This is a genomic window from Pseudomonas gingeri, assembly GCF_013386165.1.
Taxonomy (GTDB): domain Bacteria; phylum Pseudomonadota; class Gammaproteobacteria; order Pseudomonadales; family Pseudomonadaceae; genus Aquipseudomonas; species Aquipseudomonas gingeri_C.
Genome location: NZ_JACAOS010000028.1, coordinates 1 through 26,283 on the forward strand (window position 1 = coordinate 1; position 26,283 = coordinate 26,283).

General features: G+C 62.1%; 22 protein-coding genes. 13 read left to right on the top strand and 9 right to left on the bottom strand.

What is annotated here, in order from left to right; genetic code table 11:
* Window positions 1-263 precede the first annotated feature (263 nt).
* The 4 genes from HX866_RS30570 (at window position 264) to rarD (ending at window position 5,542) form a co-directional block, all read left to right on the top strand.
* The gene (locus tag HX866_RS30570) at window positions 264-1,028 is read left to right on the top strand and encodes a TOBE domain-containing protein (RefSeq protein ID WP_177105824.1); all 765 of its coding nucleotides are present in this window, start codon (window positions 264-266) and stop codon (window positions 1,026-1,028) included.
* Between the two features lie 148 nt (window positions 1,029-1,176).
* Window positions 1,177-3,078: a PhoX family protein gene (locus HX866_RS30575; protein ID WP_177141039.1), complete on the top strand. Its 1,902-nt coding sequence runs from the start codon at window positions 1,177-1,179 to the stop codon at window positions 3,076-3,078.
* Window positions 3,079-3,425: 347 nt separating this feature from the next.
* Window positions 3,426-4,400 carry a serine/threonine protein kinase gene (locus HX866_RS30580; RefSeq protein WP_177095376.1) on the top strand — a complete coding sequence of 325 codons (975 nt, stop codon included), beginning with the start codon at window positions 3,426-3,428 and terminating at the stop codon, window positions 4,398-4,400.
* A 227-nt stretch (window positions 4,401-4,627) separates the two neighbouring features.
* Entirely contained in the window at window positions 4,628-5,542 is a 915-nt protein-coding gene (gene rarD, locus HX866_RS30585; protein ID WP_177095374.1) for an EamA family transporter RarD, read from the top strand.
* A gap of 236 nt (window positions 5,543-5,778) precedes the next feature.
* Here rarD and HX866_RS30590 read toward each other — a convergent pair whose 3' ends face one another.
* Entirely contained in the window at window positions 5,779-6,300 is a 522-nt protein-coding gene (locus HX866_RS30590) for a glycine cleavage system protein R (protein WP_177095372.1), read from the bottom strand.
* Window positions 6,301-6,594: 294 nt separating this feature from the next.
* The gene (locus tag HX866_RS30595; RefSeq protein WP_177095371.1) at window positions 6,595-7,086 is read right to left on the bottom strand and encodes a hypothetical protein; all 492 of its coding nucleotides are present in this window, start codon (window positions 7,084-7,086) and stop codon (window positions 6,595-6,597) included.
* A gap of 824 nt (window positions 7,087-7,910) precedes the next feature.
* Here HX866_RS30595 and HX866_RS30600 point away from each other — a divergent pair.
* A complete protein-coding gene (locus HX866_RS30600) occupies window positions 7,911-10,088 on the top strand; it encodes a malate synthase G (protein ID WP_177141040.1) in 2,178 nt (725 codons plus the stop codon).
* A gap of 203 nt (window positions 10,089-10,291) precedes the next feature.
* On the opposite strand, the gene HX866_RS30605 is transcribed toward HX866_RS30600, so the two are convergent.
* Complete coding sequence (locus tag HX866_RS30605; RefSeq protein ID WP_177095366.1) at window positions 10,292-10,735, bottom strand: response regulator; 444 nt, start codon at window positions 10,733-10,735, stop codon at window positions 10,292-10,294.
* Window positions 10,736-10,985: 250 nt separating this feature from the next.
* Here HX866_RS30605 and HX866_RS30610 point away from each other — a divergent pair, with 250 nt between their 5' ends.
* The 4 genes from HX866_RS30610 to HX866_RS30625 all read left to right on the top strand — a co-directional run bounded on the left by HX866_RS30610 (window position 10,986) and on the right by HX866_RS30625 (window position 15,855).
* Window positions 10,986-12,920 (top strand): putative nucleotidyltransferase substrate binding domain-containing protein, encoded by a 1,935-nt coding sequence (locus HX866_RS30610; RefSeq protein WP_177141041.1) that lies wholly within the window; start codon window positions 10,986-10,988, stop codon window positions 12,918-12,920.
* On the top strand, window positions 12,917-13,624 hold the full coding sequence (locus HX866_RS30615; protein WP_177095362.1) for a 3'-5' exonuclease: 708 nt from the start codon (window positions 12,917-12,919) through the stop codon (window positions 13,622-13,624). The genes HX866_RS30610 and HX866_RS30615 overlap by 4 nt, the downstream gene beginning before the upstream one ends.
* Window positions 13,625-14,359: 735 nt before the next feature.
* Entirely contained in the window at window positions 14,360-14,878 is a 519-nt protein-coding gene (locus HX866_RS30620) for an RNA polymerase sigma factor (RefSeq protein ID WP_121135175.1), read from the top strand.
* Window positions 14,875-15,855 (top strand): FecR family protein, encoded by a 981-nt coding sequence (locus tag HX866_RS30625; RefSeq protein WP_177099299.1) that lies wholly within the window; start codon window positions 14,875-14,877, stop codon window positions 15,853-15,855. Before HX866_RS30620 ends, HX866_RS30625 begins: the two co-directional genes overlap by 4 nt.
* A gap of 54 nt (window positions 15,856-15,909) precedes the next feature.
* On the opposite strand, the gene HX866_RS30630 is transcribed toward HX866_RS30625, so the two are convergent.
* On the bottom strand, window positions 15,910-16,191 hold the full coding sequence (locus HX866_RS30630) for a hypothetical protein (RefSeq protein ID WP_177141042.1): 282 nt from the start codon (window positions 16,189-16,191) through the stop codon (window positions 15,910-15,912).
* A 20-nt stretch (window positions 16,192-16,211) separates the two neighbouring features.
* On the opposite strand from HX866_RS30630, the gene HX866_RS30635 reads away from it, so the two are divergent.
* The 3 genes from HX866_RS30635 to HX866_RS30645 all read left to right on the top strand — a co-directional run bounded on the left by HX866_RS30635 (window position 16,212) and on the right by HX866_RS30645 (window position 20,137).
* Window positions 16,212-18,617: a TonB-dependent siderophore receptor gene (locus tag HX866_RS30635; RefSeq protein WP_177141043.1), complete on the top strand. Its 2,406-nt coding sequence runs from the start codon at window positions 16,212-16,214 to the stop codon at window positions 18,615-18,617.
* A 219-nt stretch (window positions 18,618-18,836) separates the two neighbouring features.
* Window positions 18,837-19,955 (top strand): PepSY-associated TM helix domain-containing protein, encoded by a 1,119-nt coding sequence (locus HX866_RS30640; protein WP_177141044.1) that lies wholly within the window; start codon window positions 18,837-18,839, stop codon window positions 19,953-19,955.
* Window positions 19,952-20,137: a hypothetical protein gene (locus HX866_RS30645; RefSeq protein WP_177099305.1), complete on the top strand. Its 186-nt coding sequence runs from the start codon at window positions 19,952-19,954 to the stop codon at window positions 20,135-20,137. The genes HX866_RS30640 and HX866_RS30645 overlap by 4 nt, the downstream gene beginning before the upstream one ends.
* A 61-nt stretch (window positions 20,138-20,198) precedes the next feature.
* Here HX866_RS30645 and creD read toward each other — a convergent pair whose 3' ends face one another.
* The 4 genes from creD to rloA2 form a co-directional block, all read right to left on the bottom strand.
* Window positions 20,199-21,572 (bottom strand): cell envelope integrity protein CreD, encoded by a 1,374-nt coding sequence (gene creD / locus HX866_RS30650; RefSeq protein ID WP_177141045.1) that lies wholly within the window; start codon window positions 21,570-21,572, stop codon window positions 20,199-20,201.
* A gap of 95 nt (window positions 21,573-21,667) precedes the next feature.
* Window positions 21,668-23,086 carry a two-component system sensor histidine kinase CreC gene (creC, locus tag HX866_RS30655; protein ID WP_177141046.1) on the bottom strand — a complete coding sequence of 473 codons (1,419 nt, stop codon included), beginning with the start codon at window positions 23,084-23,086 and terminating at the stop codon, window positions 21,668-21,670.
* Window positions 23,086-23,766 (bottom strand): two-component system response regulator CreB, encoded by a 681-nt coding sequence (creB, locus tag HX866_RS30660; RefSeq protein ID WP_177141047.1) that lies wholly within the window; start codon window positions 23,764-23,766, stop codon window positions 23,086-23,088. Before creB ends, creC begins: the two co-directional genes overlap by 1 nt.
* Window positions 23,767-23,824: 58 nt before the next feature.
* Window positions 23,825-24,328, bottom strand: a complete 504-nt coding sequence (gene rloA2 / locus HX866_RS30665; RefSeq protein ID WP_177141048.1) for a retropepsin-like aspartic peptidase RloA2 — start codon at window positions 24,326-24,328, stop codon at window positions 23,825-23,827.
* Window positions 24,329-24,595: 267 nt separating this feature from the next.
* Between rloA2 and HX866_RS30670 the strand changes: the two genes are divergently transcribed.
* Window positions 24,596-25,501 carry an acyltransferase gene (locus HX866_RS30670; protein ID WP_177141049.1) on the top strand — a complete coding sequence of 302 codons (906 nt, stop codon included), beginning with the start codon at window positions 24,596-24,598 and terminating at the stop codon, window positions 25,499-25,501.
* A 175-nt stretch (window positions 25,502-25,676) separates the two neighbouring features.
* Here HX866_RS30670 and HX866_RS30675 read toward each other — a convergent pair whose 3' ends face one another.
* Window positions 25,677-26,219: a DUF2780 domain-containing protein gene (locus HX866_RS30675; RefSeq protein ID WP_177098455.1), complete on the bottom strand. Its 543-nt coding sequence runs from the start codon at window positions 26,217-26,219 to the stop codon at window positions 25,677-25,679.
* Window positions 26,220-26,283: the final 64 nt, after the last annotated feature.

Genomic DNA, 26,283 nt, shown 5'->3' on the forward strand with positions numbered 1-26,283 from the left:
TGAGGCCCTTGAGCCTTGCACTATCCTTGCGGACGCCATCGCCAGCAAGCCAGCCCCCACAGGATCGAGCCTCACCACAAAACTATCGTGTTGCCGAAGCCCTTGTAGGAGCTGGCTTGCCAGCGATGAGGCCCTTGAGCCTTGCACTGTCCTTGCGGACGCCATCGCCAGCAAGCCAGCCCCCACAGAAACCGCGTTCGGCTTGACGTCACAAGTGCCGAGAGGCACCTTGCCCAATACCCCTGCTACCCGAAGCCCGCCCCATGTCCCTGCCCGTCCTGTTGACCCAACATATCGTCCGCCGCCCGCAGCGCATTGCCCTGCTGCAACATATCGCCGAGCAGGGCTCGATCACCCGCGCCGCGAAAAGTGCGGGCCTGAGTTACAAGGCCGCCTGGGACGCCATCGACGAGTTGAACAACCTGGCGCAAAAGCCCCTGGTGGAACGCAGCGTCGGCGGCAAGGGCGGCGGTGGCGCAAAATTGTCGGTTGAAGGCGAACGGGTGCTGCGTCTTTATCAACGCCTGCAAACTATTCAGGCCCAAGTCCTAGAAGCCGCCGAAGACAGCGGCGACCTCGACCTGCTCGGCCGCCTGATGCTGCGTACCAGCGCCCGCAACCAGCTCCACGGCACGGTGCAAGACATCACCCGCCACGGACGCAACGACTTGGTACGCCTGGCACTGGCCGACGGTCTCACCCTCCAGGCACAAATCACCCACGACAGCACCCTGCGCCTGGAACTTGAGAGCGGCACCGAAGTGGTCGCCCTGATCAAGGCCGGTTGGCTGGAATTGAACGCCATCGAGCACCCCGCAAAATCCGGACACAATTCTCTAAGCGGTCAAATCGAGGCCATTTCCGAGGACGAAGACGGCCCTTCGGAGGTCAGAATCGCGCTGCCGAACGGACAGACGCTCTGCGCGCTGGCGCCACCGGAGCAGATAAAAAACCTCGGCCTGAGCGTGGGAAGCCCAGTGCAGACGGTGTTTGCGCCGTCCATGGTGATTCTCGGCACACCGTTATAACGCCATCGCCAGCAATCGAAGCCCGCATCCCCCTTGTAGGAGCCAGCTTGCTGGCGATCGATCGCGCAGCGATCCCCGGCTTTTTCCTGCAACAAATCCGTCACACCGCATTACTAAGGTGAGCCCCTGACCCGCAGGGAGCCTGATCATGAATCTCTTAGAAGAAAACCAACCCACCGACCTCGAACACATGGTCGGCCTCAGCCGCCGTGGTTTTATCAGTGCCGGCGCCTTGTGCGGCGCGGCCATGTTCATCGGCGGCAACCTGCTGACCCGCAGCGTGATGGCCGCCAGCGTCAGCGCCTCCTCCGGCAAACTGCTGGGCTTCGACAGCATCGCTGCCGCTACCAGCGACACCCTGACCTTGCCGCCCGGCTACACCTCCTCAGTGCTGATCAGTTGGGGCCAACCGCTGGCCAAGAACGGCCCGGCCTTCGACCCCAGCGGCAACGGCAGCGCCAAGGCCCAGGAAGTCCAGTTCGGCGACAACAACGACGGCATGAGCCTGTTCCCCTTCCCCGGCGACGACAATCGTGCGCTGCTGGCGATCAACAACGAATACACCAACTACCGCTACCTCTACGCCCACGGCGGCCAGCCGCAATCCCCCGAAGAGGTGCGCAAGGCCCAGGCCAGCGAAGGCGTATCGGTGATCGAAGTGCAGCGCCAGGACGAGCAATGGCGTTTCGTCCAGGGCTCGCCCTACAACCGGCGGATCCACGGCAACACGCCGATCGGCTTCGGCGGACCGGCAGCCGGTCACCCCTGGCTGCAGACCCAGGCCGACAAGCAGGGTCGCAAAGTCCTCGGCACCTTCCAGAACTGCGCCAACGGCAAGACACCGTGGGGCACCTACCTGACCTGCGAAGAGAACTTCACCGACTGCTTCGGCAGCAGCCATGCCGAGCAGAAATTCGATGCCGCGCAAAAGCGTTATGGCGTCGTCGCCAGCAGCAAGGAGATCAACTGGCACCTCCACGATCCGCGCTTCGACATGGCCCTGAACCCCAACGAACTGAACCGTCATGGCTGGGTGGTGGAAATCGACCCGTTCGATCCGCAATCGACGCCGGTCAAACGCACCGCCCTGGGACGCTTCAAGCACGAGAATGCCGCGCTGGCCGAAACCCGTGACGGCCGCGCCGTGGTCTATATGGGCGACGACGAACGCGGCGAGTTCATCTACAAGTTCATCAGCCGCGACCAGATCGACCACAAGCACCCCAAGGCCAACCGCGACCTGCTGGATCACGGCACGCTATACGTGGCGCGTTTCGACAACGGCGACGGCAACCCGGATCGTCCGAAGGGATCGGGACAATGGGTCGAATTGACCTTTGGTAAAAATGGCATCGACGCCGGCAACGGCTTCACCAGCCAGGCCGAAGTGCTGATCCACGCGCGCCTGGCCGCCAGCGTGGTCAAGGCCACGCGCATGGATCGCCCGGAGTGGATTGTCGTCAGCCCCATTGACGGCCAGGTCTACTGCACCCTGACCAACAACTCCAAACGCGGCGAAGACGGTCAGCCGGTGGGCGGACCGAACCCGCGGGAGAAGAATGTCTACGGACAGATCCTGCGCTGGCAGGCCGCGGCCGACGACCATGGCGCCGACCATTTTTCCTGGGACCTGTTCGTGGTCGCGGGCAACCCCGGCGTGCATCCCGGCACGGCCAAGGCCGGCTCATCGAACATCACGCCGCAGAACATGTTCAACAGCCCGGATGGTTTGGGCTTCGACCAGGCCGGGCGCCTGTGGATCCTCAGCGACGGCGACTACAGCAATGCCGGGGATTTTGCCGGCATGGGTAATAACCAGATGCTCTGCGCCGATCCGGCCAGCGGGGAGATCCGTCGGTTCATGGTTGGCCCGGTGGGCTGCGAAGTGACCGGCATCAGCTTCTCGCCGGACCAGAAGACCTTGTTCGTCGGCATCCAGCATCCGGGTGAGGCCGGCAACTCGACCTTCCCCGAGCATTTGCCGAACGGCAAGCCGCGCTCGTCGGTGATGGCGATCCGGCGGGAGGATGGAGGGATTATCGGTGCCTGACGATCCGCCCTTCGCGGCGACCCGACCAGCTCCGCTCCCACGACCCATTTGAAGCCGATCACGATCTTGTGGCGAGCGGGCTTGCCCGCGCTGGGCTGCGAAGCGGCCCTAAAACCATTAAACGCGGTGTATCAGGTACACCGAGGTGCCTGGGTTTACGACTGCTTCGCAGCCGAGCGCGGGCAAGCCCGCTCGCCACAAATTTCGGCCAGGCTTGAGATTGTTCTTAACTGACTCACACTCGTTAGCCCAAGCCCCCTCACCACAAGCAGTCCATCACCTTTCTAAGCCCCGGTGCGCTAACATGCTTGGCCGGACGCGGCCGCCTGCCGCCCGCAGGAGTCAGCATGTCCCACCCGTTTGAAACACTCACCCCCGACCTGGTGCTCGACGCCGTGGAAAGCATCGGCTTTCTCAGTGACGCCCGGGTCCTGGCGCTCAACAGCTATGAAAACCGTGTCTATCAGGTGGGCATCGAAGACGGCGAACCCCTGATCGCCAAGTTCTACCGCCCCCAGCGCTGGACCAACGAGGCCATCCTCGAAGAACACCGCTTCACCTTCGAACTGGCCGACTGCGAAGTGCCGGTCGTCGCCCCGATGATCCACAACGGCGAAAGCCTGTTCGAACACGCCGGCTTCCGCTTCACCCTGTTCCCCCGCCGTGGCGGCCGGGCCCCGGAACCGGGCAATCTCGACCAGCTCTATCGCCTCGGGCAACTGCTCGGCCGCCTGCACGCCGTGGGCGCCACCCGTCCGTTCGAACACCGCGAAGCCCTGGGCGTGAAGAACTTCGGCGAAGACTCGCTGACCACCCTGCTGGAAGGCAACTTCATTCCCCGCAGCCTGCTGCCGGCCTATGAATCCGTGGCCCGCGATCTGCTCAAGCGGGTGCAACAGGTCTACGCCGAGACCCCGCACCAGAACATCCGCATGCACGGCGACTGCCACCCGGGCAACATGATGTGCCGCGACGAGATGTTCCATATCGTCGACCTCGACGACTGCCGCATGGGCCCGGCGGTGCAGGACCTGTGGATGATGCTCGCCGGCGACCGCCAGGAATGCCTCGGCCAACTCTCGGAACTGATGGACGGCTACAGCGAGTTCCACGACTTCAATCCCCGCGAGCTGGCGCTGATCGAACCGCTGCGTGCCTTGCGCCTGATGCACTACAGCGCGTGGCTCGCTCGCCGCTGGGACGACCCGGCGTTTCCCCACAGCTTTCCGTGGTTCGGCAGCGAGCGTTACTGGGGCGACCAGGTCCTGGCGTTGCGCGAACAACTTTCCGCACTGAATGAAGAACCGCTGAAATTATTCTGACGGTTGTGGCAGGATTTGCTGACGATGGTGTCTGAAAAGACGCCATCGCTGGCAAGCCAGCTCCCACAGTGATGCGTTTGCTCGTGATAGCGGTCGCCACCCTATCAACCGTGCACAGAACCACTACACGACCCTTGTAGGAGCTGGCTTGCCAGCGATAGGGCCTTCAGCAACACCGCATCACCCAACAATATCCAATTTGTCAGCAGCCCAAGAAAGGACTCTGCATGCAAGCCGCCAACCCGCGTCGCGGGTACATCCTCGGCCTCAGCGCCTACACCATCTGGGGCCTGTTCCCCATGTACTTCAAAGCCCTCGCCGCCGTACCGGCCGCGGAGATCATCATCCACCGCATCCTCTGGTCCGCCCTGTTCGGTAGCCTGCTGCTGGCGGTGTGGAAACACCCGGGCTGGTGGCGCGAACTGCGGGACAACCCACGCCGCCTGGCGATCCTGGCCCTGAGCGGCACCCTGATCGCCGCCAACTGGCTGACCTACGTCTGGTCGGTCAACAGTGGGCGCATGCTCGAGGCCAGCCTAGGCTACTACATCAATCCACTGGTCAACGTGCTGCTGGGCATGCTCCTGCTGGGCGAACGCCTGCGCCGCCTGCAATGGGTCGCCGTCGGCCTGGCCGCCATCGGTGTGGCGCAACAGGTCTGGCAGGTCGGCAGCCTGCCCTGGGTGTCACTGGTGCTGGCGCTGACCTTCGGCTTCTACGGGCTGATCCGCAAACAGGCACCAGTCAAGGCCCTGCCGGGGTTGGTGGTGGAAACCTGGATGCTGGTGCCCATCGCCATCGGCTGGTTGTTGCTGCACCCGGCCGCCACCAGCGCCCAGGCCGAATTCTGGACCACCTCGCAAGCCTGGTGGCTGGTCGCCGCCGGCCCGGTCACGCTGATTCCGCTGGTGAGTTTCAACGCGGCGGCGCGTCACCTGCCTTACACCACCCTGGGTTTCCTGCAATACCTGGCGCCGACCCTGGTGCTGCTGCTGGCGGTGTTCCTCTATGGCGAGCAACTGTCCTCCAGCACCCTGGTGGCCTTCGTGTTCATCTGGACGGGCCTGGCGGTGTACAGCGTCGATGCCTGGCTCAGCCTGCGCAAGCGCAGCGAATCGACCGTCGCCGCAACAGCGGATTGAATATCCACAGGCAAAACTGATCAAAAAACGCACAAAAGCCTGTAGACCTTGATCCACGTGGCCTACAGGCTTCTACCCCAAGGTTATCCACAAGCCGGTCCACGCCGTTTGTGCACAAGCCCTTGAAACTGTTCGTTTTTTGCTCACATCCTGAAAAGCCCCGGCCCGCCTGGCCGGGCGCTCGATCTCCCCAGGTTATCCACAGGCCCGTCCCCGTTAAAACTGGATAACCCGCCTCACTCGTCCTCGCTGCGCAACATCAACTCCACCATCAGTTCATCGGCCAGGGTTTCCAGGCCCGCCTGCAAGGCATCCAGCGGCAGGTCAAACGGTACCGCCAGGATCGCCTCGGCGTGGAACAGCGGGTCGCCGCTCATGGGCGCGGGGCTGACGTCGGTCACCAGTTGTTCCAGGTTGATGCCCTGTTCCGTCAACAGACGAGTGATGTCCCGCACGATGCCCGGGCGATCATTGCCCACCAGTTCCATCGCAATGGGTTTCCAACGGCCGGGGGCTTCACCGGTACCGGGAATCACCTGGATCTGAATCCCTTGGCTGGCGAGCGCTTGCAGGGCCTTGATCAACGCGTCATGGGTCTCGGCGGGCGCCTCGACCCGGACAATCCCGACAAACTGCCCGGCCAGGCCCGACATGCGGCTTTCCAGCCAGTTACCGCCGTGCTCGGCAATACACAGGGCAATCTGTTCGACCTGGCCGGCCTTGTCGGGTGCGAATACAGTCAATACGAGATGGTCCACGGGAAAGCCCTCTGGTCATGGGTCGACCCAGTATAGGCAAGAGGGGCCAAACCTGCGGGATCAGGCTGGACACGCCCCCTGTAGGAGCGAGCTTGCTCGCGATGACGGCCGCAAGAACGACGCAAATCTCAAAGCCCCCATCGCAAGCAAGCTGAACGGGTCAAGTAATCCCGGACACCAATTACGGTGCTTAAGCCGCTTTTTGCTCCATGGATATTTTCCCGGCCTGAAGAAGGCGGAGTCGTCTCTCCCTCAACCCTTGCTCTTGCAGAGGCTTGCTCAACTTCAGTTGAATTAAACCACTAATCTAAATTTCTGATTTTGCTTCAACGCAGTTTCCCTATATTCAAGGTAGACGGCACTACCTTCCACTACAGTCGGATTGACAGTCAAACACTTGAAGCGACCGTCTGTATGTTTTTCTATACCCACAACCCCATCTCCTGCATCCACAACAATCCATTCTTGTTCCTTGTCCCCCTCTCTATATCTTTCGAGATTGACCGCCCGCTCATCCACTGCAGTCCAGTATTCGTGATCACCCACAGCGGTCAGAATATGATACTTATCTCCATGAGCAAGAACTCGCCACAATTTTATATATGAAGGACTCCCTACAAGGGTATACCTGATGTCTGCGCCTGGCCGGGAGGCAATGAGATAGCCTCCGTTCACAAGTGAAACTATTCTTAATGGAACATCCGGAAAGCGCATCACTCCATGCGAACCGCCCTCAACTGTCTGATCTGAAGTTCCAGACCCAGGGGTATTTTTGCTATTTTTCATTACAGCTCTCCTTTGCCTGCTGACTCTTGCGGTTTGAGGCAACAACAATGAAGACAGCAATGGCGAAGAACTAAAAGAGTTTGCCAACAACCGGCTGACACACAATACCCGAGTACCCAGTATAGTTTGCGGGTAAAAAATACAAGCTCGCCCAGACCCTATGCGCGCAGGCCGCAGACGAGTGGTTCACACCGGGCCCGCCCTTCGAAAGGTTAAACACGCCCTGATGCCAGTCAGTTAAGAGCAATCTCAAGCCTAGCTGAGATTTGTGGCGAGCGGGCTTGCCCGCGTTCGGCTGCGAAGCAGTCGTAAACCCTTTGATCGAGGCCTGCCTGATACACCGCAATCACCGGTTTGAGGGCCGCTTCGCAGCCCAGCGCGGGCAAGCCCGCTCGCCACAAGACCGCGCTTGGCTTCAAGCTGCTTAATTGACAGGCATTGAGGCACGCCCCACACCGCCCCTCCGGCATCGGCGGAAGGAAAAACAAATCGTGTACCATTTTCAGATTTATCTGGAACAATCCATGCATTTCTTGAGAACATCATCGCCCGCAGCATGACCAGACAGAACCCAATGGTCGCGAAACGACGTATTTAGTCTGATTTTCACAAGCGCAATCCATCATGTAGTATGCGCCAGCACGCACTACATAACGTTGCAACGACATCTGCCCGAGTGCCTGCGAAAGCACGCCAAGCCTCGCCCGCTCACGCGGGAGGGGTTCGCCCAGCCGCCTGCAAAGGCATGTTCTGGTACTGTGTTTAGAGAAGCACGCAAGGCTTTAAATAGAAGAGCTGAATAGCTGAGCAGAGTGAGGCAAGCAATGACTGAACACGTTCAAGTCGGTGGCCTTCAGGTCGCCAAAGTCCTGTTCGACTTCGTGAACCACGAAGCCATTCCCGGTACCGGTCTGACCGCCGACCAGTTCTGGGCCGGTGCCGACAAGGTCATCCATGACCTGGCGCCGAAGAACCAAGCCCTACTCGCCAAACGCGATGATTTCCAGGCCCGGATCGATGCCTGGCACCAGTCCCGGGCCGGTCAGGCCCATGACGCCGTGGCTTACAAAGCCTTCCTGCAAGACATTGGTTACCTGCTGCCAGAAGCGGCGGATTTCCAGGCCACAACCCAGAATGTCGACGACGAAATCGCCCGTATGGCCGGCCCACAGCTGGTGGTGCCGGTGATGAACGCACGTTTCGCCCTCAACGCCTCGAACGCCCGCTGGGGCTCGCTGTATGACGCGCTCTATGGCACCGATGCCATCAGCGAAGCGGACGGCGCGGAAAAAGGCAAAGGCTACAACAAGGTCCGGGGTGACAAGGTCATCGCCTTCGCCCGTGCCTTCCTCGACGAGGCCACGCCCCTGGCGGCCGGCTCCCACGTCGACTCCGTGGGCTACAAGATCGTCGACGGCAAACTGGTGGTCGCGCTCAAAGGCGGTACCAATAGCGGCCTGCGCAATGACGCCCAACTGATCGGTTTCCAGGGCGATGCCGCGGCGCCCAGCGCCATCCTGCTGAAGAACAACGGCCTGCACTTCGAAATCCAGATCGATGCCAGCAGCCCCGTCGGCCAGACCGACGCCGCCGGCGTGAAGGACCTGCTGATGGAAGCGGCCCTGACCACCATCATGGACTGCGAAGACTCGGTCGCCGCCGTCGATGCCGATGACAAGGTGGTGATCTACCGCAACTGGCTCGGCCTGATGAAGGGCGACCTGGCGGAACAAGTCGCCAAGGGCGGTACCACCTTCACCCGCACCATGAACGCCGACCGCACCTACAGCGCCGTCGATGGCAGTGAATTGAGCCTGCACGGTCGCTCGCTGCTGTTCGTGCGCAACGTCGGTCACCTGATGACCATCGACGCGATCCTCGACAGCCACGGCAACGAAGTCCCCGAAGGGATCCTCGACGGCCTGCTCACCAGCCTCGCGGCGATCCACAGCCTCAACGGCAACAGCGTGCGCAAGAACAGCCGCACCGGCTCGGTCTATATCGTCAAGCCGAAGATGCACGGCCCGGAAGAAGCGGCGTTCACCAACGAGCTGTTCGGGCGCATCGAAGAAGTCCTGAACCTGCCGCGCAACACGCTGAAAGTCGGGATCATGGACGAAGAGCGGCGCACCACCGTCAACCTGAAAGCCTGCATCAAGGCCGCCAGCGAGCGCGTGGTGTTTATCAACACCGGCTTCCTCGACCGTACCGGCGACGAGATCCACACCTCCATGGAAGCCGGCGCGATGGTGCGCAAGGCCGCCATGAAGGCCGAGAAATGGATCGGCGCCTACGAGAACTGGAACGTCGATATCGGTTTGAGCACCGGCCTGCAAGGTCGCGCCCAGATCGGTAAAGGCATGTGGGCGATGCCCGACCTGATGGCGGCGATGCTTGAACAGAAGATCGCCCACCCGCTGGCCGGGGCCAATACCGCCTGGGTGCCGTCGCCCACTGCGGCCGCGCTGCACGCGCTGCATTACCACAAGGTCGACGTGTTCGCCCGCCAGGCCGAACTGGCCAAGCGCCCTCGGGCTTCGGTCGACGATATCCTGACCATCCCGTTGGCGAGCAACACCGACTGGTCGGCCGAGGACATCCGCAGCGAACTGGACAACAACGCCCAGGGCATCCTCGGCTACGTGGTGCGCTGGATCGACCAGGGTGTCGGTTGTTCGAAGGTGCCGGACATCCATGATGTCGGCCTGATGGAAGACCGCGCCACCCTGCGCATTTCCAGCCAGCACATTGCCAACTGGCTGCGCCATGGCATCGTCACCCAGGACCAGGTCATGGAAAGCCTCAAGCGCATGGCCCCGGTGGTCGATCGACAGAATGCCGGTGATGCGTTGTACCGCCCGCTGGCCCCGGACTTCGACAGCAACATCGCCTTCCAGGCGGCGGTCGAACTGGTGATCGAAGGGACTAAACAACCCAACGGCTACACCGAGCCGGTGCTGCACCGTCGGCGTCGCGAGTTCAAGGCCCGTAACGGCTTGTAACGCTGCGGGAGCAATGTAGGAGCGGGCTTGCTTGCGATAGCGTTCTGTCAGGTAACGTCATCGTTAAATGACTGATCGCCATCGCGAGCAAGCTCGCTCCTACAGGGGGCCGTGTTTCACCGCAGAATATCGCCCGGCCCGAGCTTCCAATGTAGGAGCGAGCTTGCTCGCGATAGCGCCCGCAAGGGCGCCCCCCACACAGCCTAGGGCACCATCCCCAACTCACGCTTGACCAGCTTCAACAACTGCGTGGTATCGATGGGCTTGAGCAGAAAATCCACCACGCTCAAATGCATGGCATCAATGGCATCACGCACTTCGGCATTGCCGGAGACGATGATGATCGGCAGCGCCGCCCGTTCCGAGTCACGCACCTTGCGGATCAGATCCAGCCCATCATCGGCCATGCGCAAATCCGTGATCAGCAAACCGATGGTGCGATTGGACTCCAGCAACGCAAAAGCGGCCGCGCCACTGGCGGCGGTCACGCAGTGAATATCGTGCAGGGCAAGAATTTCCGACAGCAGTTCGCGGGCATCCTGATCGTCATCGACGATAAGGACCCGTTGATACGACAATTGCGGTGCCTGCATCACCTGCAGAATGGCCGCGCGCTCGGCATCGCTCAAAATATCGTGGTCGGACATACGGCTCTCTGGTATCCCTTGGCAATCCAATCCCCTAGCACAGTGCTCAGACATCGCTAAACGGATGCTCAATGTGCACTTCGTCGGAAAGTTTTCCAAGTCGATATTTGTTAAGAATCTGCTTATTCAACTGTAGGCCATTTCGCAGACCTAGACTTACGTCCAATGGGCACCCGGGGAACAGGGGCCGACCATGCTCGCAACAGCGATTCTTCGCGTCCCTGATAACGACAAAAAAGCGGTAGCGGTCATGAGCAAAACGGATGCCTTCACCCAGGCCGGGAAGACCGCGGTGTTGCAAAACATCCACGGCACCTTGCAGTTCCTGCAGCGATTCCCGCCCTTCAATCAGATGGAGAACGCCCATCTGGCCTATCTGGTTGAGCAGTGCCAGCTGCGTTTCTACAGTATGGGCGAGAGTATCATCAAGCCTGTCGACGGGCCGGTGGAGCACTTTTATATCGTCAAGCAGGGCCGCGTGGTCGGCGAGCGCCCGCACACGGCCAAGGGCGGCACCGAAACCGTCTTCGAAATCACCACCGGCGAATGTTTCCCCCTCGCGGCGCTGCTCGGCGAACGGGCCACCCGCACCGAACACCTGGCCGGCGAAGACACCTTCTGCCTGCAACTGAACAAACCGGCGTTCATCAAGCTGTTCTCGTCCTCCGAAACCTTTCGCAACTTTGCCCTGCGTTGCGTCAGCAGCCTGCTGGATCAGGTCAACCAGCAAGTGCAGCGCAAGGCGGTGGAAACCCTCGGCACCCAATATTCCCTCAACAGCCGCCTCGGCGAACTGGCGATGCGTCACCCGGTGACCTGCAGCCCGAGCACCCCGCTGCGCGAAGCGGTGACCCTGATGCACGAGCAACAGGTCGGCAGCATCGTGGTGGTGAATGAAGCCAAGGCGCCGCTGGGCATCTTCACCCTGCGCGACCTGCGCCAGGTGGTGGCCGACGGCGTGCATGACTTCAACCACCCCATCGACCAGCACATGACCCAGGCGCCCTTCGCCCTGACCCCGGACCACAGCGCCTTCGACGCCGCGATTGCCATGACCGAACGGCACATCGCCCATGTCTGCCTGGTCAAGGACCAGCGCCTGTGCGGCGTGGTCTCCGAGCGTGATCTGTTTTCCCTGCAACGGGTCGACCTAGTGCACCTGGCGCGGACCATCCGCAGCGCGGCGCGCCTGGACAACCTGATCGCCATTCGCGGCGAAATCGGCCAATTGGTCGAGCGCATGCTGGCCCATGGCGCATCGTCGACCCAGATCACCCACATCATCACCCTGCTCAACGACCACACCGTCTGCCGGGTCATCGAACTGACCCTGGCCGACAAGGGCGACCCGGGCGTGCCATTCAGTTGGCTGTGCTTCGGCAGCGAAGGCCGTCGTGAACAGACGCTGTACACCGACCAGGACAACGGCATCCTGTTCGAGGCCCGCGACGCCGCCCATGCCGCCGAGATTCGCGGCAAGCTGTTGCCCCTGGCGCAGCAGATCAACCAGAGCCTGGCGCTGTGCGGCTTCAGCCTGTGCAAAGGCAATATCATGGCCGGCAACCCCGAACTGTGTCTGTCGCGGGCCGAATGGGCGCGGCGCTTCTCCGCCTTTATTCGTGAAGCCACGCCGGAAAACCTGCTGGCCTCCAGCATCTACTTCGACCTGCGGGTGGTCTGGGGCGAGGAACAGACTTGCCAGCAGTTGCGCCAGGGCATCCTCGCCCAGGTCGCCGACAACCGGCTGTTCCAGCGCATGATGGCCGACAACGCCTTGCGCCAGCGTCCGCCGGTCGGGCGTTTGCGCGAGTTCGTGTTGAGCCGCAACGGTGGCGACAAGGCCACCCTGGACCTGAAAGTCCAGGGCCTGACTCCCTTCGTCGACGGTGCCCGCCTGTTGGCGCTGGCCAATGGCATCGAAGCCGGCAACACCCTCGAACGGCTGCGCCAACTGGTGGCCAAGGACGTGATCGAGCGCCTCGACGGCGCGGCTTATGAAGAGGCCTATCACTTCATCCAGCAGACCCGCCTGCAGCAACATCAACTGCAAACCCGGCACAACCTGCCCTATTCCAATCGGGTCGATCCGGACAGCCTCAACCAGCTGGACCGACGCATCCTGCGTGAAGCCCTGCGCCAGGCCCAGCGCCTGCAAAGCAGTCTGGCCCTGCGGTATCAACTATGAAATTGTTTTCCTGGCTGAAAACCCGCGAGCCGACACTCGATGCCGCGACCCTTGAACGGCTCAGGCAACTGCCGGCCGCCAAGCCCCTGGGCGAGTGTTCGCTGCGGGAACAACGCTGGATTGTCGTCGACCTGGAAACCAGCGGCCTGAACCTGAACCGCGACCAGGTGCTGTCCATAGGCGCGGTGGTGATCGAAGACGGCGCCATCGACCTGGGGCAATGCTTTGAACGGACGTTGTGGCGGCCTGGGCAGAGCGTCAACCCCAGCGTGCTGATCCACGGCCTGGGGCCGAGTGCTCTGGCGGCCGGCAGCGATCCGGCGCAGGCGTTGCTGGAGTTCATGGCGTTTGTCGGCGACAGCCCGTTGCTGGCGTTCCATGCGCCCTTCGACCAACACATGCTCACCCGTGCATTGAAAGACAGCCTCGGTTATCGCCTGCAACATCCGTTTCTCGATGTCGCCGAGATGGCGCCATTGCTCTGCCCGCAAGCGACCTTGCGCGAAGCGGGGCTGGACGATTGGATCGGCCATTTCAAATTGCAGGTGGAGGAGCGGCATAACGCCAGCGCCGATGCCCTGGCCACCGCCGAACTGGCGCTGATTCTGTTTAGCCGGGCGCGGCAGCAACAGATCCAAAGTCCGTTGAATCTGCAACAGCGTCTGGGCCAGTGGAAACGTCGCCAGCAAACACCCTCCTTCTAAGCCAAACCATATCCCCTTGTAGGAGCCTGGCTTGCCAGCGATGGCGGCCGAACAGACGATGCACGACTCAAAGGCCCCATCGCCAGCAAGCTGGCTCCTACAAGGACCGAGTGCGGCAGCTATCCCTGAGGTGGAACGCCGACCTGTAGGAGCCTGGCTTGCCGGCGATGACGGCCGAACAGACGATGCACGACTCAAAGGCCCCATCGCCAGCAAGCTGGCTCCTACAAGGACCGAGTGCGGCAGCTATCCCTGAGGTGGAACGCCGACCTATAGGAGTCTGGCTTGCCAGCGATGGCGGCCGAACAGACGGTGCACGACTCAAAGGCCCCATCGCCAGCAAGCCGGCTCCTACAAGGACCGAGTGCGGCAGCTATCCCTGTGGTGGAACGCCGACCTGTAGGAGCCTGGCTTGCCAGCGATGGCGGCCGAACAGACGGTGCAAGCCCCAAAGGCCCCATCGCCAGCAAGCCGGCTCCTACAAGGACCGAGTGCGGCAGCTATCCCTGTGGTGGAACGCCGACCTGTAGGAGCCTGGCTTGCCAGCGATGGCGACCGAACAGACGATGCAAGACTCAAAGGCCTGGCCACCAGCAAGCATACGTCCCACAACCCTATGTCCATTCAGACCAATGGCACTATGGCAACCGACCAGCAGCCATTGCGCCTTTTCCTACGCCCTGACACAATCGCGAATAATTCTCGTTAGTTTAAACTTCTTGTCGGTGATGTCCGTTGTCGTCAGTCCGAAGCCCCCATCATGCCCTTGTCGGCGCGTTGTATCGCGACCATCGCAGCTGGCTATTGGCTTGGCTGCGCCGCAACATCGCCTGCCCGCAGCGGGCCGAAGACCTGAGCCAGGACACCTTCGTGCGCTTGCTGGGCCGCGACGAGTTGAACACACCGCGCCAGCCCCGAGCCTTCCTGGTGGCCATCGCCAAGGGCCTGCTGTTCGATCACTTTCGCCGCGCCGCGCTGGAACAGGCCTACCTCAGTGAACTGATGCTGATCCCGGAAGGTGAACAACCGTCCCCGGAAGAACAGCACCTGATCCTCGAAGATCTGCGGGCCATCGACCATCTGCTGGGCAAACTGTCGAGCAAGGCCCGGGCCGCGTTCCTCTATAGCCGCGTGGACGGCCTGGGCCATGCCGAGATCGCCGAAAAACTCGGCGTGTCGGTACCTCGCGTGCGCCAGTACCTGGCCCAGGGTATTCGCCAGTGCTATGTCGCGCTGTACGGCGAGCCGACATGAATCAGTTCAGCGCCAAACCGGTTTCCGCCCGCGTCCTCGATGCCGCCATTGCCTGGCAGTTGTGCCTGGACGCCGGCGGGCGCAACACGGTGGAGCAGGCCGAATTCGAGAAATGGCACGCGGCCCATGAAGAACACGCCCGCGCCTGGTCGCAACTGGGCATGCTCGACCAGCGTTTCAGCGGCACCAGCGGCCCGGCGCGTGGCGCCCTGCTGAAGTCCCGCGACGGCGTTCGCCAACGAGTGCGCAAACTCGGCAGCGGCCTGGCCAGTGTGATGCTGGCCTGCGGCCTGGTGTTGTTCCTGGGCAATCATTATCTGCCCATCGATTACTGGCTGGCCGACCAACGCACCGCTACGGGCGAGCAGCGCACCCTGCACCTGGCCGACGGCACCGTGATCCAGCTCAACACCCATAGCGCGCTGGATGTGCGCTTCGACGAGAAGACCCGGCGTATCGTGCTGCGCGACGGCGAAATCCTCATCGAGACCGGCCATGGCGATGCCCGGCCGTTTATCGTCGAAACCGATGACGGTCGCATGCGCGCGCTGGGCACGCGGTTCCTGGTCAAGCGCGAGGAAGACGGCACGCTGTTGAGCGTCCTGCAATCGGCGGTGGCCGCCCGTCCGCAGGCCAGCGCCGACGAGCAAATCCTCCATGAAGGCCAGCAGGTGCTGATGCGCCGCGACCACCTCGGGCCGTTGCAGGCCCTCTACCCCGGCGCCGATGCCTGGACCCGGGGCATGCTAGTGGTGGACAACGTGCGCCTGGCCGACATGCTCGAAGAATTGAGCCGCTACCGACACGGCCACCTGGGTGTCGACCCGAAAGTCGCCGACCTGCGGATCACCGGCAGCTTCCCGCTGCACGACACCAACCTGGCGCTGACCGCCTTGCTGCCGACCTTGCCGGTGCAGATCGCCCGGCATACGCAGTGGTGGGTGACGGTGCAGGCCAAGGCCGACACCAAGCCCTGAGTCGTGGTGGGTGCACGTCTCCTGGCAAGGATGTTTGCGCTCCTCTGCGCCGCTTCAGAAACCTTGAAACCGAGCACGGTCTTGTGGCGAGCGGGCTTGCCCGCGCTGGGGCGCGAAGCGGCCCTCAAATCGGTGCTCGCGGTGTATCTGGCAGATCCCGACGGCAGGTTTTGCGACGGCTTCGCAGCCGAGCGCGGCGGTGCGGCGTTCCGACAAGCCCGCTCGCCACAAGGAGAACCTCTGCGTTTGTAGACACTCATTTTGTAAATCTAAATTATTTTCAATCAGCCCTATCACTTTCTGAATTTCGTTCGGCACATAGGCATTGAGAAACATTTACATTCAGGAACCGCCCTATGTCCCGCTCGCTCGACACCTTGCTGCGCCCCAGTCTCCTCGCCGTGGCCATTGCCTTCAGCGCCCCATTGCTCAGCCCGATGCTGATGGCGGCCGAACAGGCTTCCAACGTTCACGCCTACAACCTGCCGGCCGGGCCACTGGGTTCGACCCTGAGTCAGATCGCCAGCCAGGCGGGCCTGGCCCTGAGCCTCGACCCCGCACTGGCCTCGGGTAAAACCTCGGCCCCGGTCAAAGGCCAGTTCGATGCCATCACCGCCTTGCACACCGCCCTCGGCGGCACCGGTCTGCAACTGGTGCAAAGCAGCGCCGGGACCTACACCCTGATCGCAATCCCGAGCGGCGTTCTGGCCTTGCCGGAAACCAATATCACCGGCCAAGGCACCGCTGAAAGCGCCTGGGGCCCGGTCGAAGGTTATACCGCCACGCGCACGGCGGCGGGCACCAAGACCGATACGCCGATCGTCGAAGCGCCTCGCTCGATTTCGGTCATTACCCGCGCGCAGATGGAAGACCGCGGCGTCCAGAACCTCGACGACGCCCTGCGCTACACCCCCGGTGTGATCGCCAGCAGCTACGGCACCGACTCGCGCGCCGACTGGTTGCGGATCCGTGGCTTCGAACCGACCCAGTTCCTCGATGGCCTGCCTCTGCCCAAAGGCTCCTATGCCAACCCAAAACTCGAAACCTGGGACCTGGAACGTATTGCCGTACTCCGTGGCCCAGCCTCTTCGGTGTATGGTCAAACTCCGCCAGGTGGCATGCTCGATATGGTCAGCCGCCGTCCCGAGGCCGAGAGCAGCCACGAAGTCCGTGCCGAAGTGGGCAGCGATAATCGCAAACAGATCAGCTTCGACAGCACCGGCAAGATCGACGACGACGGCCGCTTCCTCTATCGCATCGACGGTGTCATCCGTGACGGTGACACCCCCATCGACGACGTCGGCGACAAGCGCTACAACATCGCGCCGAGCCTGACCTGGAATATCGACGACGACACGCACCTGACCTTCCTGTCCGAGTACACCCGCGACGATACCGGCATCAGCGGTCAGTTCCTGCCCCTGCAGGGCACCAAACTGCCTTCGGCTGCCGGGACTATTTCCCACAGCAAAAACCTCGGCGATCCGGATTCGGACTACTACGACCGTACCTACTACGCCCTGGGCTACGCCTTCGATCATCGTTTCAACGATGTCTGGCAGTTCAAACAGAACCTGCGCTACACCAAGAGCGAGCTGAATTTCCGCCAGGCCTACGCCTCCTACGGTGATGTCGTCGCGCCGGACGGCACCCTGACCCGTCTCGTCGACAAGGTCGATGAAAACATCAGCCAGATCGCACTGGACAACCACTTCCAGGCCGACTTCCAGACCGGCGCCCTTAGCCACACCGTCCTGCTGGGGCTGGACCATCAGCGCACCGATACCAGCTACAAATGGCAAGAAGGCGCCGCGCCGAACAGCAACGTGAACAACCCGATCTACGGGCAAAACTTCTCCAACATCGCCTACAACACCTTCTACAACTACAACCAGAAAACCGACCAGACCGGCCTCTATGCCCAGGACCAGATCGCCCTGGACAAGTGGCGCCTGACCCTCGGCGGTCGTGAGGACTGGATTCACACCGGCACCACCTTCTTCAATAACAACAACGCCACCAACACCCAGCGCGACAGCGCCTTCAGCGGCAACGCCGGCCTGAGCTATGTGTTTGACTCCGGGATTACCCCGTATATTTCCTATACCGAGTCGTTCCAACCATCCCAGGGTGCCAACGCCAGCGCGACCCAGTCGTTCAAGCCGACTCAAGGCCACCAGTACGAAGCCGGTGTGAAGTACCAACCGCCGGGTAGCAAGACCCTGCTCACCGCGGCCGTCTTCGACCTTCGCCAGAAAAACGTCTCGGTCAGTGACCGCGGCATCACCAGCCAGATCGGCGAAACCAAGGTCCGAGGCCTGGAGCTGGAAGCCACGTCCGACGTGACCAAAAACCTCAAGCTGATCGCGGCGTACACCTACACCGACTCGGAAATCCTCAAGGGCGACGACCAGGGCAACCGCCTGCAACTGGTACCGCGTAACCAGGCTTCCGTCTGGAGCGATTACACCTGGCGCACCGGTTTCCTCGACGGCTTCGGTGTCGGTGGTGGCGTGCGTTATGTCGGCGATACCTTCGGCAACACGGCCAACACCCCCAACGGTCACGTCAGTTCCTACGCGGTTTATGACGCAGCGGTGCATTACGACCTGAGCCGCCTGAGCAGCTCCCTGGCCGGCGCATCGGTGGAAGTCAACGCGAAAAACCTGTTCAACAAGGACTACCTCTCCACCTGTGACGGCACCTGGTGCTACTACGGTGACCAACGCAGCGTGGTCGCCGCGGTCAACTACAAGTGGTAACCACACCTATGACGCGGACGGCCTGAACCACCGCGGACCTGTAGGAGCCAGCTTGCTGGCGATGAGGCCCTTGAGCCTGGCAGCGCCCATTCGGACGCCATCGCCAGCAAGCTGGCTCCTACAGGTTTTTCGGCGTTTTCCGGACTTATTTACTTAGCTGAACAACCTTGAGGTAAGCCCCATTCCTATAGCGGCCCCCCATCCGAACTGTGGCAATCCATGAAAAGCCAAACCATCCGCCGCTGGTCCTTTGTCCATACCTGGGCCAGCCTGATCTGCACCCTGTTCCTGCTGATGCTGGCGCTGACCGGCCTGCCCTTGATCTTCCACCACGAGATCGACCACCTGCTGGGCGACACCGCCGAGGTGCCGACGCTGCCCGCCGATACCCCGCGCCTGGACTTGCAACAACTGGTCCGCGCCGCCGAGGCCCATCGCCCAGGCGAGGTCATGCAGTATTTCGGCTGGGACGAAGACGAGCCCAATGGCGTGACCACGATCATGGCGAAAACCGCCGGCACCGAGCCCAACTCCTCCCACACCTTCATGCTCGACGCCCGCTCCGGCCAGGCCCTGGAACTGCCTTCGGCCAACGGCGGGCTGATGATGGTCATGCTGCGCCTGCACGTCGACCTGTTCGCCGGGCTGCCCGGCAAGCTGCTATTGGCCTTCATGGGCGTGCTGTTCGTACTGGCGATCATCTCCGGCGTGGTGCTCTACCTGCCGTTCATGCGCCGGCTGAAGTTCGCCAGCGTACGCCGCGAAAAATCCACCCGCCTGCGCTGGCTCGACCTGCACAACCTGATCGGTATCGTGACCCTGACCTGGTGCCTGGTGGTGGGCATCACCGGGGTGATCAGCGCCTGCGCCGACCTGCTGATCGCCGCCTGGCGCACCGACACCCTGGGCGCCATGGTCGCCCCCTATCGCAACGCCCCGCCGCTGACCGCACTGGCACCGGCCACGCACCTGCTGGAGATCGCCGCCGAAGCCGCCCCCGGCATGCGCCCGGACTTTATCGCCTTCCCCGGCACGCGCTTTTCCAGCGAACACCACTACGCGGTCTTCATGAAAGGCAGCACCCATCTGACCTCGCACCTGCTGACTCCGGTGCTGATCGACGCCAGCACCCTGCAGGTCACCGCCGTGGGCCAGCGCCCCTGGTACATGGACGCCATGGGCATGTCGCAGCCCCTGCATTTCGGCGACTACGGCGGCATGCCGATGAAAGTGCTCTGGGCCGTGCTGGATATCCTGACCATCATCGTGCTCGGCAGCGGCCTGTACCTGTGGTGGGTACGCCGACGGGCCAGCCTGAAAACCGAGGGCCCACGATGAAACCGCGCTCATCGAATTTCTGGAAGGTCTTCGGCATTCCCACGCTGATCGCCCTGCTCAGTGCCGCCGGGCTGTTCGCCGCCCTACTGGGCGACGGCGCCTGGGATGCGCTGAGCTGGTTGGGCTTGGGGATTCCGGCGGCCATTTCCCTGCGTGGGCTGATGGGCCGGCGTCACCGGTAACCCATTCAACAAGCGGACCAACGCCGCGCCCCATTGCTGATCCTCACGCAACCCCAGCGACCTACTCATGGGCAACCCCGATGTCGAAGTTCAGCGCCTCGGCGGGTTTGCCCTGGCCGATGCCGTACCAATCGAGTTTGCGAGTCAGCACCATGAACACCCCGAGCAGGCAGAACAACAACAGCGAGCCCATCAGCAGCGCATAGTCCTCGGCGCTGAGCAGCCCGTAGAGCAAGCCATACAAGGCCGCCAGGGCGACGCCGAAGCCCAGCCCATGGACCCGGCTGCGCAACACATGGCAAACATAGAAGCCGATCAACGCGACACAGGCACCGGCCGACAACAGATACGCCAGGCCAAACCCCAGGTGCTCGGACAGCGACAGCAACAGCAGGTAGAAAAACGCCAGCGCCACCCCGACCAGGGCGTACTGGACCGGATGCACCGCCAGACGCTTGAGCACTTCGAACAGAAAGAAGCCGGCAAAGGTCAGGGCGACAAACAGCAACGCATATTTGATCGCCCGATCGGACTTGAGGTACTGATCCACCGGTTCGATAAAACTCACACCGAAGCTGCGGGCCTTGAAGCCATCGCAGTCGGTGGTCTGCAAGCAGTTGTTCAGCGCTTCACGCAGATTGGTGGAGAAGAACGAGGTCTGCCACTGGGCGCTGAAACCCTGGTCGGTGACTTCCCGTTTGAACGGCAGGTAATTGCCGATAAAGCTCGGATGCGGCCAATCGGCACTCAGATGAATACTGCTGGTCTTGCCCACCGGCAGCACCTGTAACTGACCGGTGCCTTGCAGCGCCAAGTCGAAGGCGAAGTCGAGGCGTTGTTCTTCGCGACCATCGACGCGCGGCAAGTTCACATGCACACCATCGCCCAACCAACTGACCTGGGTCCCGGGCCGGAACTCCAGGTTCTGGCTGCCCACGTGCAAGGTCAGGGCGTTTTCGATGCCGCGGATATCGCTGATGCCCACTGCCAGGTACGGCTCGTCGAAACGGTAGTCGGCAAAGTCCTCAGTGATGCCCAATTGCAGCGGCAACACGAAACTGCCGCTGATCTGGTTATTGGCGTGAAACAGCCGCGCTTCGTAGATGCCCCGCGAGCGCAACTCGGTCTGGACCTTGCCATCGAGTTCGAAACGCTCCGGCAAAAAGTACAGGCGCCCGCTGACTTCGCTGCTTTGCTGGTAACGCTCGCCCTTGGCATCGGTCTTCCATTCACGAACGGTCTGGCGATACGGCACCACCAGCAGCGGACCATTCACTTGCTGGCTGTAGCTGGAACTGCGGGCGATGTCTTCGAGGACACCGTCGCGCAGGCGCTGACGTTCGGTGATGACGCCGTCGATCATCATCAACGGCACCAGCAACACCAGCATCAATAGGGCAATCGCCCCGAGTTTTATAGCCAGACCGCGATTCATGGGTTCTCTCCCTGTTGGAATGAGGGAGAGTCTGTAGAGCCTGTGTGGAGGCTTGATGGGGTGAATATGGAGACTGTGTGGAGATGCCCGGTATCTCAGGGAAAGATCAAGCTGACCTCGACCCCGCCGGGGACATTGCCGATGGTCAACTCGCCGCCGTGCAGCTTCATCACTTCCTCGACGAAATTCAGTCCCAGCCCGGTGCTTTTTCGACCGCTGCCCGGCCGTGGCAGGGAATAGAAGCGTTCGCTCAATCTCGGCAACGCATACTCGGGAATGGCATCGGCCTGGTTGAACAGGGTCAAGCACAGCTGCCGACCCTGGCGTTCGGCCTTGAAGCGCACAAGCCCTTCCAGCGGCGTGAAGTCCAGGGCATTGTCCAACAGGTTACCGATGGCCTGACGCAACAGGAACAACTCGCCGAAGACCTTCAGGTCCGACGTAATCGACTGCTCCACCTGCAAGCGCCCGCGTTCGATCCGCGCGGCCTGGGCCTGCACCACCTCATCCACCAGGCTGGCCAGGGGTATTTCGACCTGTTCCTCAAGCACCTGGCGCTGCTCCACCAGCGCCAGGTTCAGCAGCCGCTCGATCAACTGCTGCATCCGTGCGCTTTCGCTGTCGATATTGTCGACGAAACGCTCGCGCTGGGCCTGCGGCATCTCGCCCTGCAACAACTCCGCCGCGCCGCGAATCGCCGCCAGCGGGCTTTTCAGCTCATGGGTCAGGGTGTGCACATAACGCTCGACATAGGCCTTGCCTTCCAATTGCGTGCGCATGTGCTCAACGGCGTTGGCCAACTGCGCCATCTCGCCACCGCGATAGCGCGGCAACTCGGCCTTGTGACCCTCGCTGACCGCCTGGGCGTAAGCGGTCAGGCGCCGTAACGCCGCGCTCAGCCACCAGGACAGCAGCGCGCCGAACAACAGACCGAGGCCGATCAACCCGGCGCCATACATCAGCAGGCGGTGCTCGGTGCGGTCCACGTAAGGCTGCAACGAACTGTTGGGCTTGGCCACCGTGACCACGCCGATGATCTGATCGTTGTCGGTGATCGGCGCGCCAACGTGCATCACCGAGGAGTTCGGGTCACCGTCCACCGTACGGGTCGAGCGGGCGCCGTACTCACCGCGCAGGGTCAGGTAGACATCGTTCCAGTTCGAATAGTCCTGCCCCACCGCCTGCTCGGCGGAATCGAGCAACACGATGCCGTGGGCGTCGGTCACGTAGATCCGGTGGTTGACCTGATTCTTCTCCAGGCCCCAGATCGTCGCCGCCGGCTTGCGCTGGCCGTAGGCCTTGAGCGCGTCGGGCAGGCGACTCTGGCTGAGGGTGCCGTGCTTCACATCGTCATGGAGGATTTCCGCCAGCAGGTTGGCGGTGTCCACCAGGGTTTCCTCGGTGGACTGACGCACGCCGGGGCGGATTTCCTTCATGACCGTATTCAGCACGAAATAGCCGGTCAGGCCGACGAAGAGGAAGTACACCAGGAAAATCCGGATCCCCAACGGCATCAGCTATTCCCCAGGCTGTAGCTGTAGCCCAGGCCGCGATGGGTCTGGATCGGCTCGGCATCGGCCGCCACCAGCCGCAACTTGGCCCGCAGGCTCTTGATGTGGCTGTCGATATTGCGCTCGTAGCCAGCGTCCGCCGCCACGCCCAGGGCATCGAGCAACTGCTCGCGGCTGAAGACCCGTTCGGGTTGTTCCAGCAGGCAGGCCAGCAGACGGAATTCGTGACGGGTCAGGCTCAAGGGCTGGCTGCGATAACTGATCTGTACCCGCTCGTGATCGACCAGGAAACGCCCGTTGGCAACCGGCGACGCCGCCGGGGGCAGCACACGTTTGAGGATCGCCCGTACCCGCGCCGCGACTTCTCGCGGGCTGAAGGGCTTGACCACGTAATCGTCGGCGCCGATTTCCAGGCCCACCACGCGGTCGATCTCGCCATCACGGGCGCTGAGAAACATCACCGGCACTTCGGTAAAGCGCCGCAGTTGCTTGCACACCTCAAAACCGCTGATGTCCGGCAGGCCGATATCGAGAATCAGCAGGTCGGCCGGTGTCGCCCGCTGGTGCTCGACCGCCGCACCGCCCAGGTTCAGCCAGGTGGTGGTGAAGCCCTCACCCTGCAAGGCGTAAATCAGGGTATCGGCAATCGCCGCTTCGTCTTCGACAATCAGGATATGGGGCATGGCGTCCGAGCACTGGCGTTAATGGCGCAACGGTGCCGGACGCGTGCCGCCCCGTCAATCAGCAGTCGGGTTTGTCAGCGGTATAACGTCGCGCCGGGTTCACCGCCGCGCCGAATTCACGCAGGGCCTTGGCGCCGATCAGCAGTGGGTAGTTGAAGCTGCTGCGGTTGGTCAGGTTGACCTCCACGCTGCGCTTGACGTTGCCCAGGCACATCTCCAGCTCCACCACCGGGCGCTTGCTCGGGTCGGCGCTTGTTTCACCGTCCTCGTCTTCCTCGGTACGGTTCTTGATCTTGCTGATGCGCGAAACCTTGTGTTCATAGACCTTGCCGTCGGCATCCGCGGTGCCCAGGCGGAAGCGTACCCAATCCTCGCCATCGCGCTTGAACAACTCGATGTCCTTGGCCGACAGCGAAGCGGTGAGCGCGCCAGTGTCCATCTTGGCCTTGAAGGTCTGGCCGATTTCCGGCAACTGGATGTATTCGTAGCGCCCGTAGAGGGTCGGTTCGGCCGCCATGACCGGCAGGGCCAGGAGGGACAACAGGACAAGAATGGATTTCACTTCGGCTGTACCTTTGAGTGGACGCACAAGGGGCGCCATTTTAGACCGCTGTTCGCGCGTTGGTTCATGAACAAATCTGACAGGCTGCCTTCCTACCCTGTAGGAGCCGGCTGGCTGGCGATAGCGCTGGTGAATATGACATCGCCATCGCCGGCAAGCCAGCGCCCACAAGGGCCGTGTTCGTCCCCGACGTCACCCGTACGATTTGGCGTCCGGCCACGCCCGCCTTTATCATGGCGCGCCCTCACGTTTTGAAAGAGTCCCTGTATGCGCCGCCTGCTCACCGGCAGTTTCGTCACCTTCCTGCTTTTGCTCAACACGCTGGTACTGTTCGGCCCGCTGATGCTCTTCGCGCTGCTCAAGCTGGTGCTGCCCGGTCATTTGCGCGACTACGCCAGCGGCGCGGTGATGTGGATCGCCGAAACCTGGGCCGAGATCGACAAACTGATCTTCGCCCTGTGCATCCCCACCCGCTGGGATATTCGCGGCGCCGAAGGCCTGCGCCGCGACACCTCGTACCTGGTGGTCTGCAACCATCAATCCTGGGTCGATATCCCGGCGCTGATCCAGACGCTCAACCGGCACACGCCGTTCTTCAAGTTCTTCCTCAAGAAGGAATTGATCTGGGTGCCGTTCCTGGGCTTGGCCTGGTGGGCCCTGGATTATCCGTTCATGAAGCGCTACTCCAAGGCCTTCCTCGACAAACACCCCGAACTCAAGGGCCATGACCTGGAAATCACCCAGGCCGCCTGCGAGTTGTTCAAGCGCCAACCGGTGACCGTGGTCAATTACCTGGAAGGGACCCGCTTCAACCCGGCCAAACGCGAAGAGCAAGGCTCGCCCTTTACCCACCTGCTCAAACCCAAGGCCGGCGGCGTGGCCTTTGTCCTGGCGGCCATGGGTGAACAGCTGGACGCGATCCTCGACGTGACCGTGGTGTATCCACAAGAGCGGATTCCGGGTTTCTGGGATTTGATCAGCGGCAACCTGCCCAAGGTCATCATCGACTTCCAGACCCGCGAGTTGAGCGCCGACCTGTGGCAAGGCGACTACGAGAACGACCCGCTGTTTCGCCAGCAGATCCAGGACTGGGTCAACCAGCTCTGGAGCGAAAAGGACCAGCGCATCGCGACCTTGCGTAACGAGCACGAGCCGACAGACCGGCCCGTTTGACTAGCACCTGTGGGATCCCTTGAGTCTTGCGGTGCCTGTTCGGGCGCCATCGCCAGCAAGCCGGCTCCCACAAAACCGCGTCCCACCATAAAAATACCGCTGTTCGCGCATAACAAAAAAACGCCTCGAACAGCTTGCACCATTCGAGGCGTTTTTATTCGGGCCAGAGGCTGAATCAGCTACCGGCGCCCCAGATTCCCCCCAGGCTTTTGAGCAGCGGACCACCGACGCCCTGCTGCCCCAGGTATTGCAGGATCACCGGGGCAAACTGGCCGACCATGCCGCTGTCCATGCCCAGGGCACCGAAGGCCTTGTTCAGGTCACCGGTGTTCTGCACATTGCCCAAGGCGCTGCCCACCGCCGACGAGTTACCCGATTGTCCGAGCAGCCCGCCCAGGCCAGCCAGGGAACCGCCACCCGAGAGCTGGTCGAGCCCCGGCACGCTTTTGCCCAACTGCGAATAATCGCTACTGCTGAGTTTGTTCTTCGCCAGGCCCAACATTGCACCGGTGCCACCCACTGCCTGTTCCGGGGTGACATGCAGTTGCGAACCCAGGGCACTGAACAACCCGCTCGCCGGTGCCGCTGCATTGCCATTCTGGCCGCCCTGCATGGACGAGACCGCGTTGGCCGCATCGTTCAGGCTGAACGCCGCAAACACCGGCGTAGCCGCGAATGCCAGGAGCGAAGCCAGTACAACACCGCGTGAAATCTTCATTGCAATACCTCGAAAGTCATCATGACCACCCGCCAGCAGGGACAGGCGCTGAACACCTGTCGTT

Coding starts and splice junctions, on each gene's coding strand:
- HX866_RS30570 (WP_177105824.1), top strand. CDS start 264: ATGTCCCTGCCCGTCCTGTTGACCCAACATATCGTCCGCCGCCCGCAG.
- HX866_RS30575 (WP_177141039.1), top strand. CDS start 1,177: ATGAATCTCTTAGAAGAAAACCAACCCACCGACCTCGAACACATGGTC.
- HX866_RS30580 (WP_177095376.1), top strand. CDS start 3,426: ATGTCCCACCCGTTTGAAACACTCACCCCCGACCTGGTGCTCGACGCC.
- rarD (WP_177095374.1), top strand. CDS start 4,628: ATGCAAGCCGCCAACCCGCGTCGCGGGTACATCCTCGGCCTCAGCGCC.
- HX866_RS30595 (WP_177095371.1), bottom strand. CDS start 7,086: ATGAAAAATAGCAAAAATACCCCTGGGTCTGGAACTTCAGATCAGACA.
- HX866_RS30600 (WP_177141040.1), top strand. CDS start 7,911: ATGACTGAACACGTTCAAGTCGGTGGCCTTCAGGTCGCCAAAGTCCTG.
- HX866_RS30605 (WP_177095366.1), bottom strand. CDS start 10,735: ATGTCCGACCACGATATTTTGAGCGATGCCGAGCGCGCGGCCATTCTG.
- HX866_RS30610 (WP_177141041.1), top strand. CDS start 10,986: ATGAGCAAAACGGATGCCTTCACCCAGGCCGGGAAGACCGCGGTGTTG.
- HX866_RS30615 (WP_177095362.1), top strand. CDS start 12,917: ATGAAATTGTTTTCCTGGCTGAAAACCCGCGAGCCGACACTCGATGCC.
- HX866_RS30625 (WP_177099299.1), top strand. CDS start 14,875: ATGAATCAGTTCAGCGCCAAACCGGTTTCCGCCCGCGTCCTCGATGCC.
- HX866_RS30630 (WP_177141042.1), bottom strand. CDS start 16,191: ATGTTTCTCAATGCCTATGTGCCGAACGAAATTCAGAAAGTGATAGGG.
- HX866_RS30635 (WP_177141043.1), top strand. CDS start 16,212: ATGTCCCGCTCGCTCGACACCTTGCTGCGCCCCAGTCTCCTCGCCGTG.
- HX866_RS30640 (WP_177141044.1), top strand. CDS start 18,837: ATGAAAAGCCAAACCATCCGCCGCTGGTCCTTTGTCCATACCTGGGCC.
- HX866_RS30645 (WP_177099305.1), top strand. CDS start 19,952: ATGAAACCGCGCTCATCGAATTTCTGGAAGGTCTTCGGCATTCCCACG.
- creD (WP_177141045.1), bottom strand. CDS start 21,572: ATGAATCGCGGTCTGGCTATAAAACTCGGGGCGATTGCCCTATTGATG.
- creC (WP_177141046.1), bottom strand. CDS start 23,086: ATGCCGTTGGGGATCCGGATTTTCCTGGTGTACTTCCTCTTCGTCGGC.
- creB (WP_177141047.1), bottom strand. CDS start 23,766: ATGCCCCATATCCTGATTGTCGAAGACGAAGCGGCGATTGCCGATACC.
- HX866_RS30670 (WP_177141049.1), top strand. CDS start 24,596: ATGCGCCGCCTGCTCACCGGCAGTTTCGTCACCTTCCTGCTTTTGCTC.
- HX866_RS30675 (WP_177098455.1), bottom strand. CDS start 26,219: ATGAAGATTTCACGCGGTGTTGTACTGGCTTCGCTCCTGGCATTCGCG.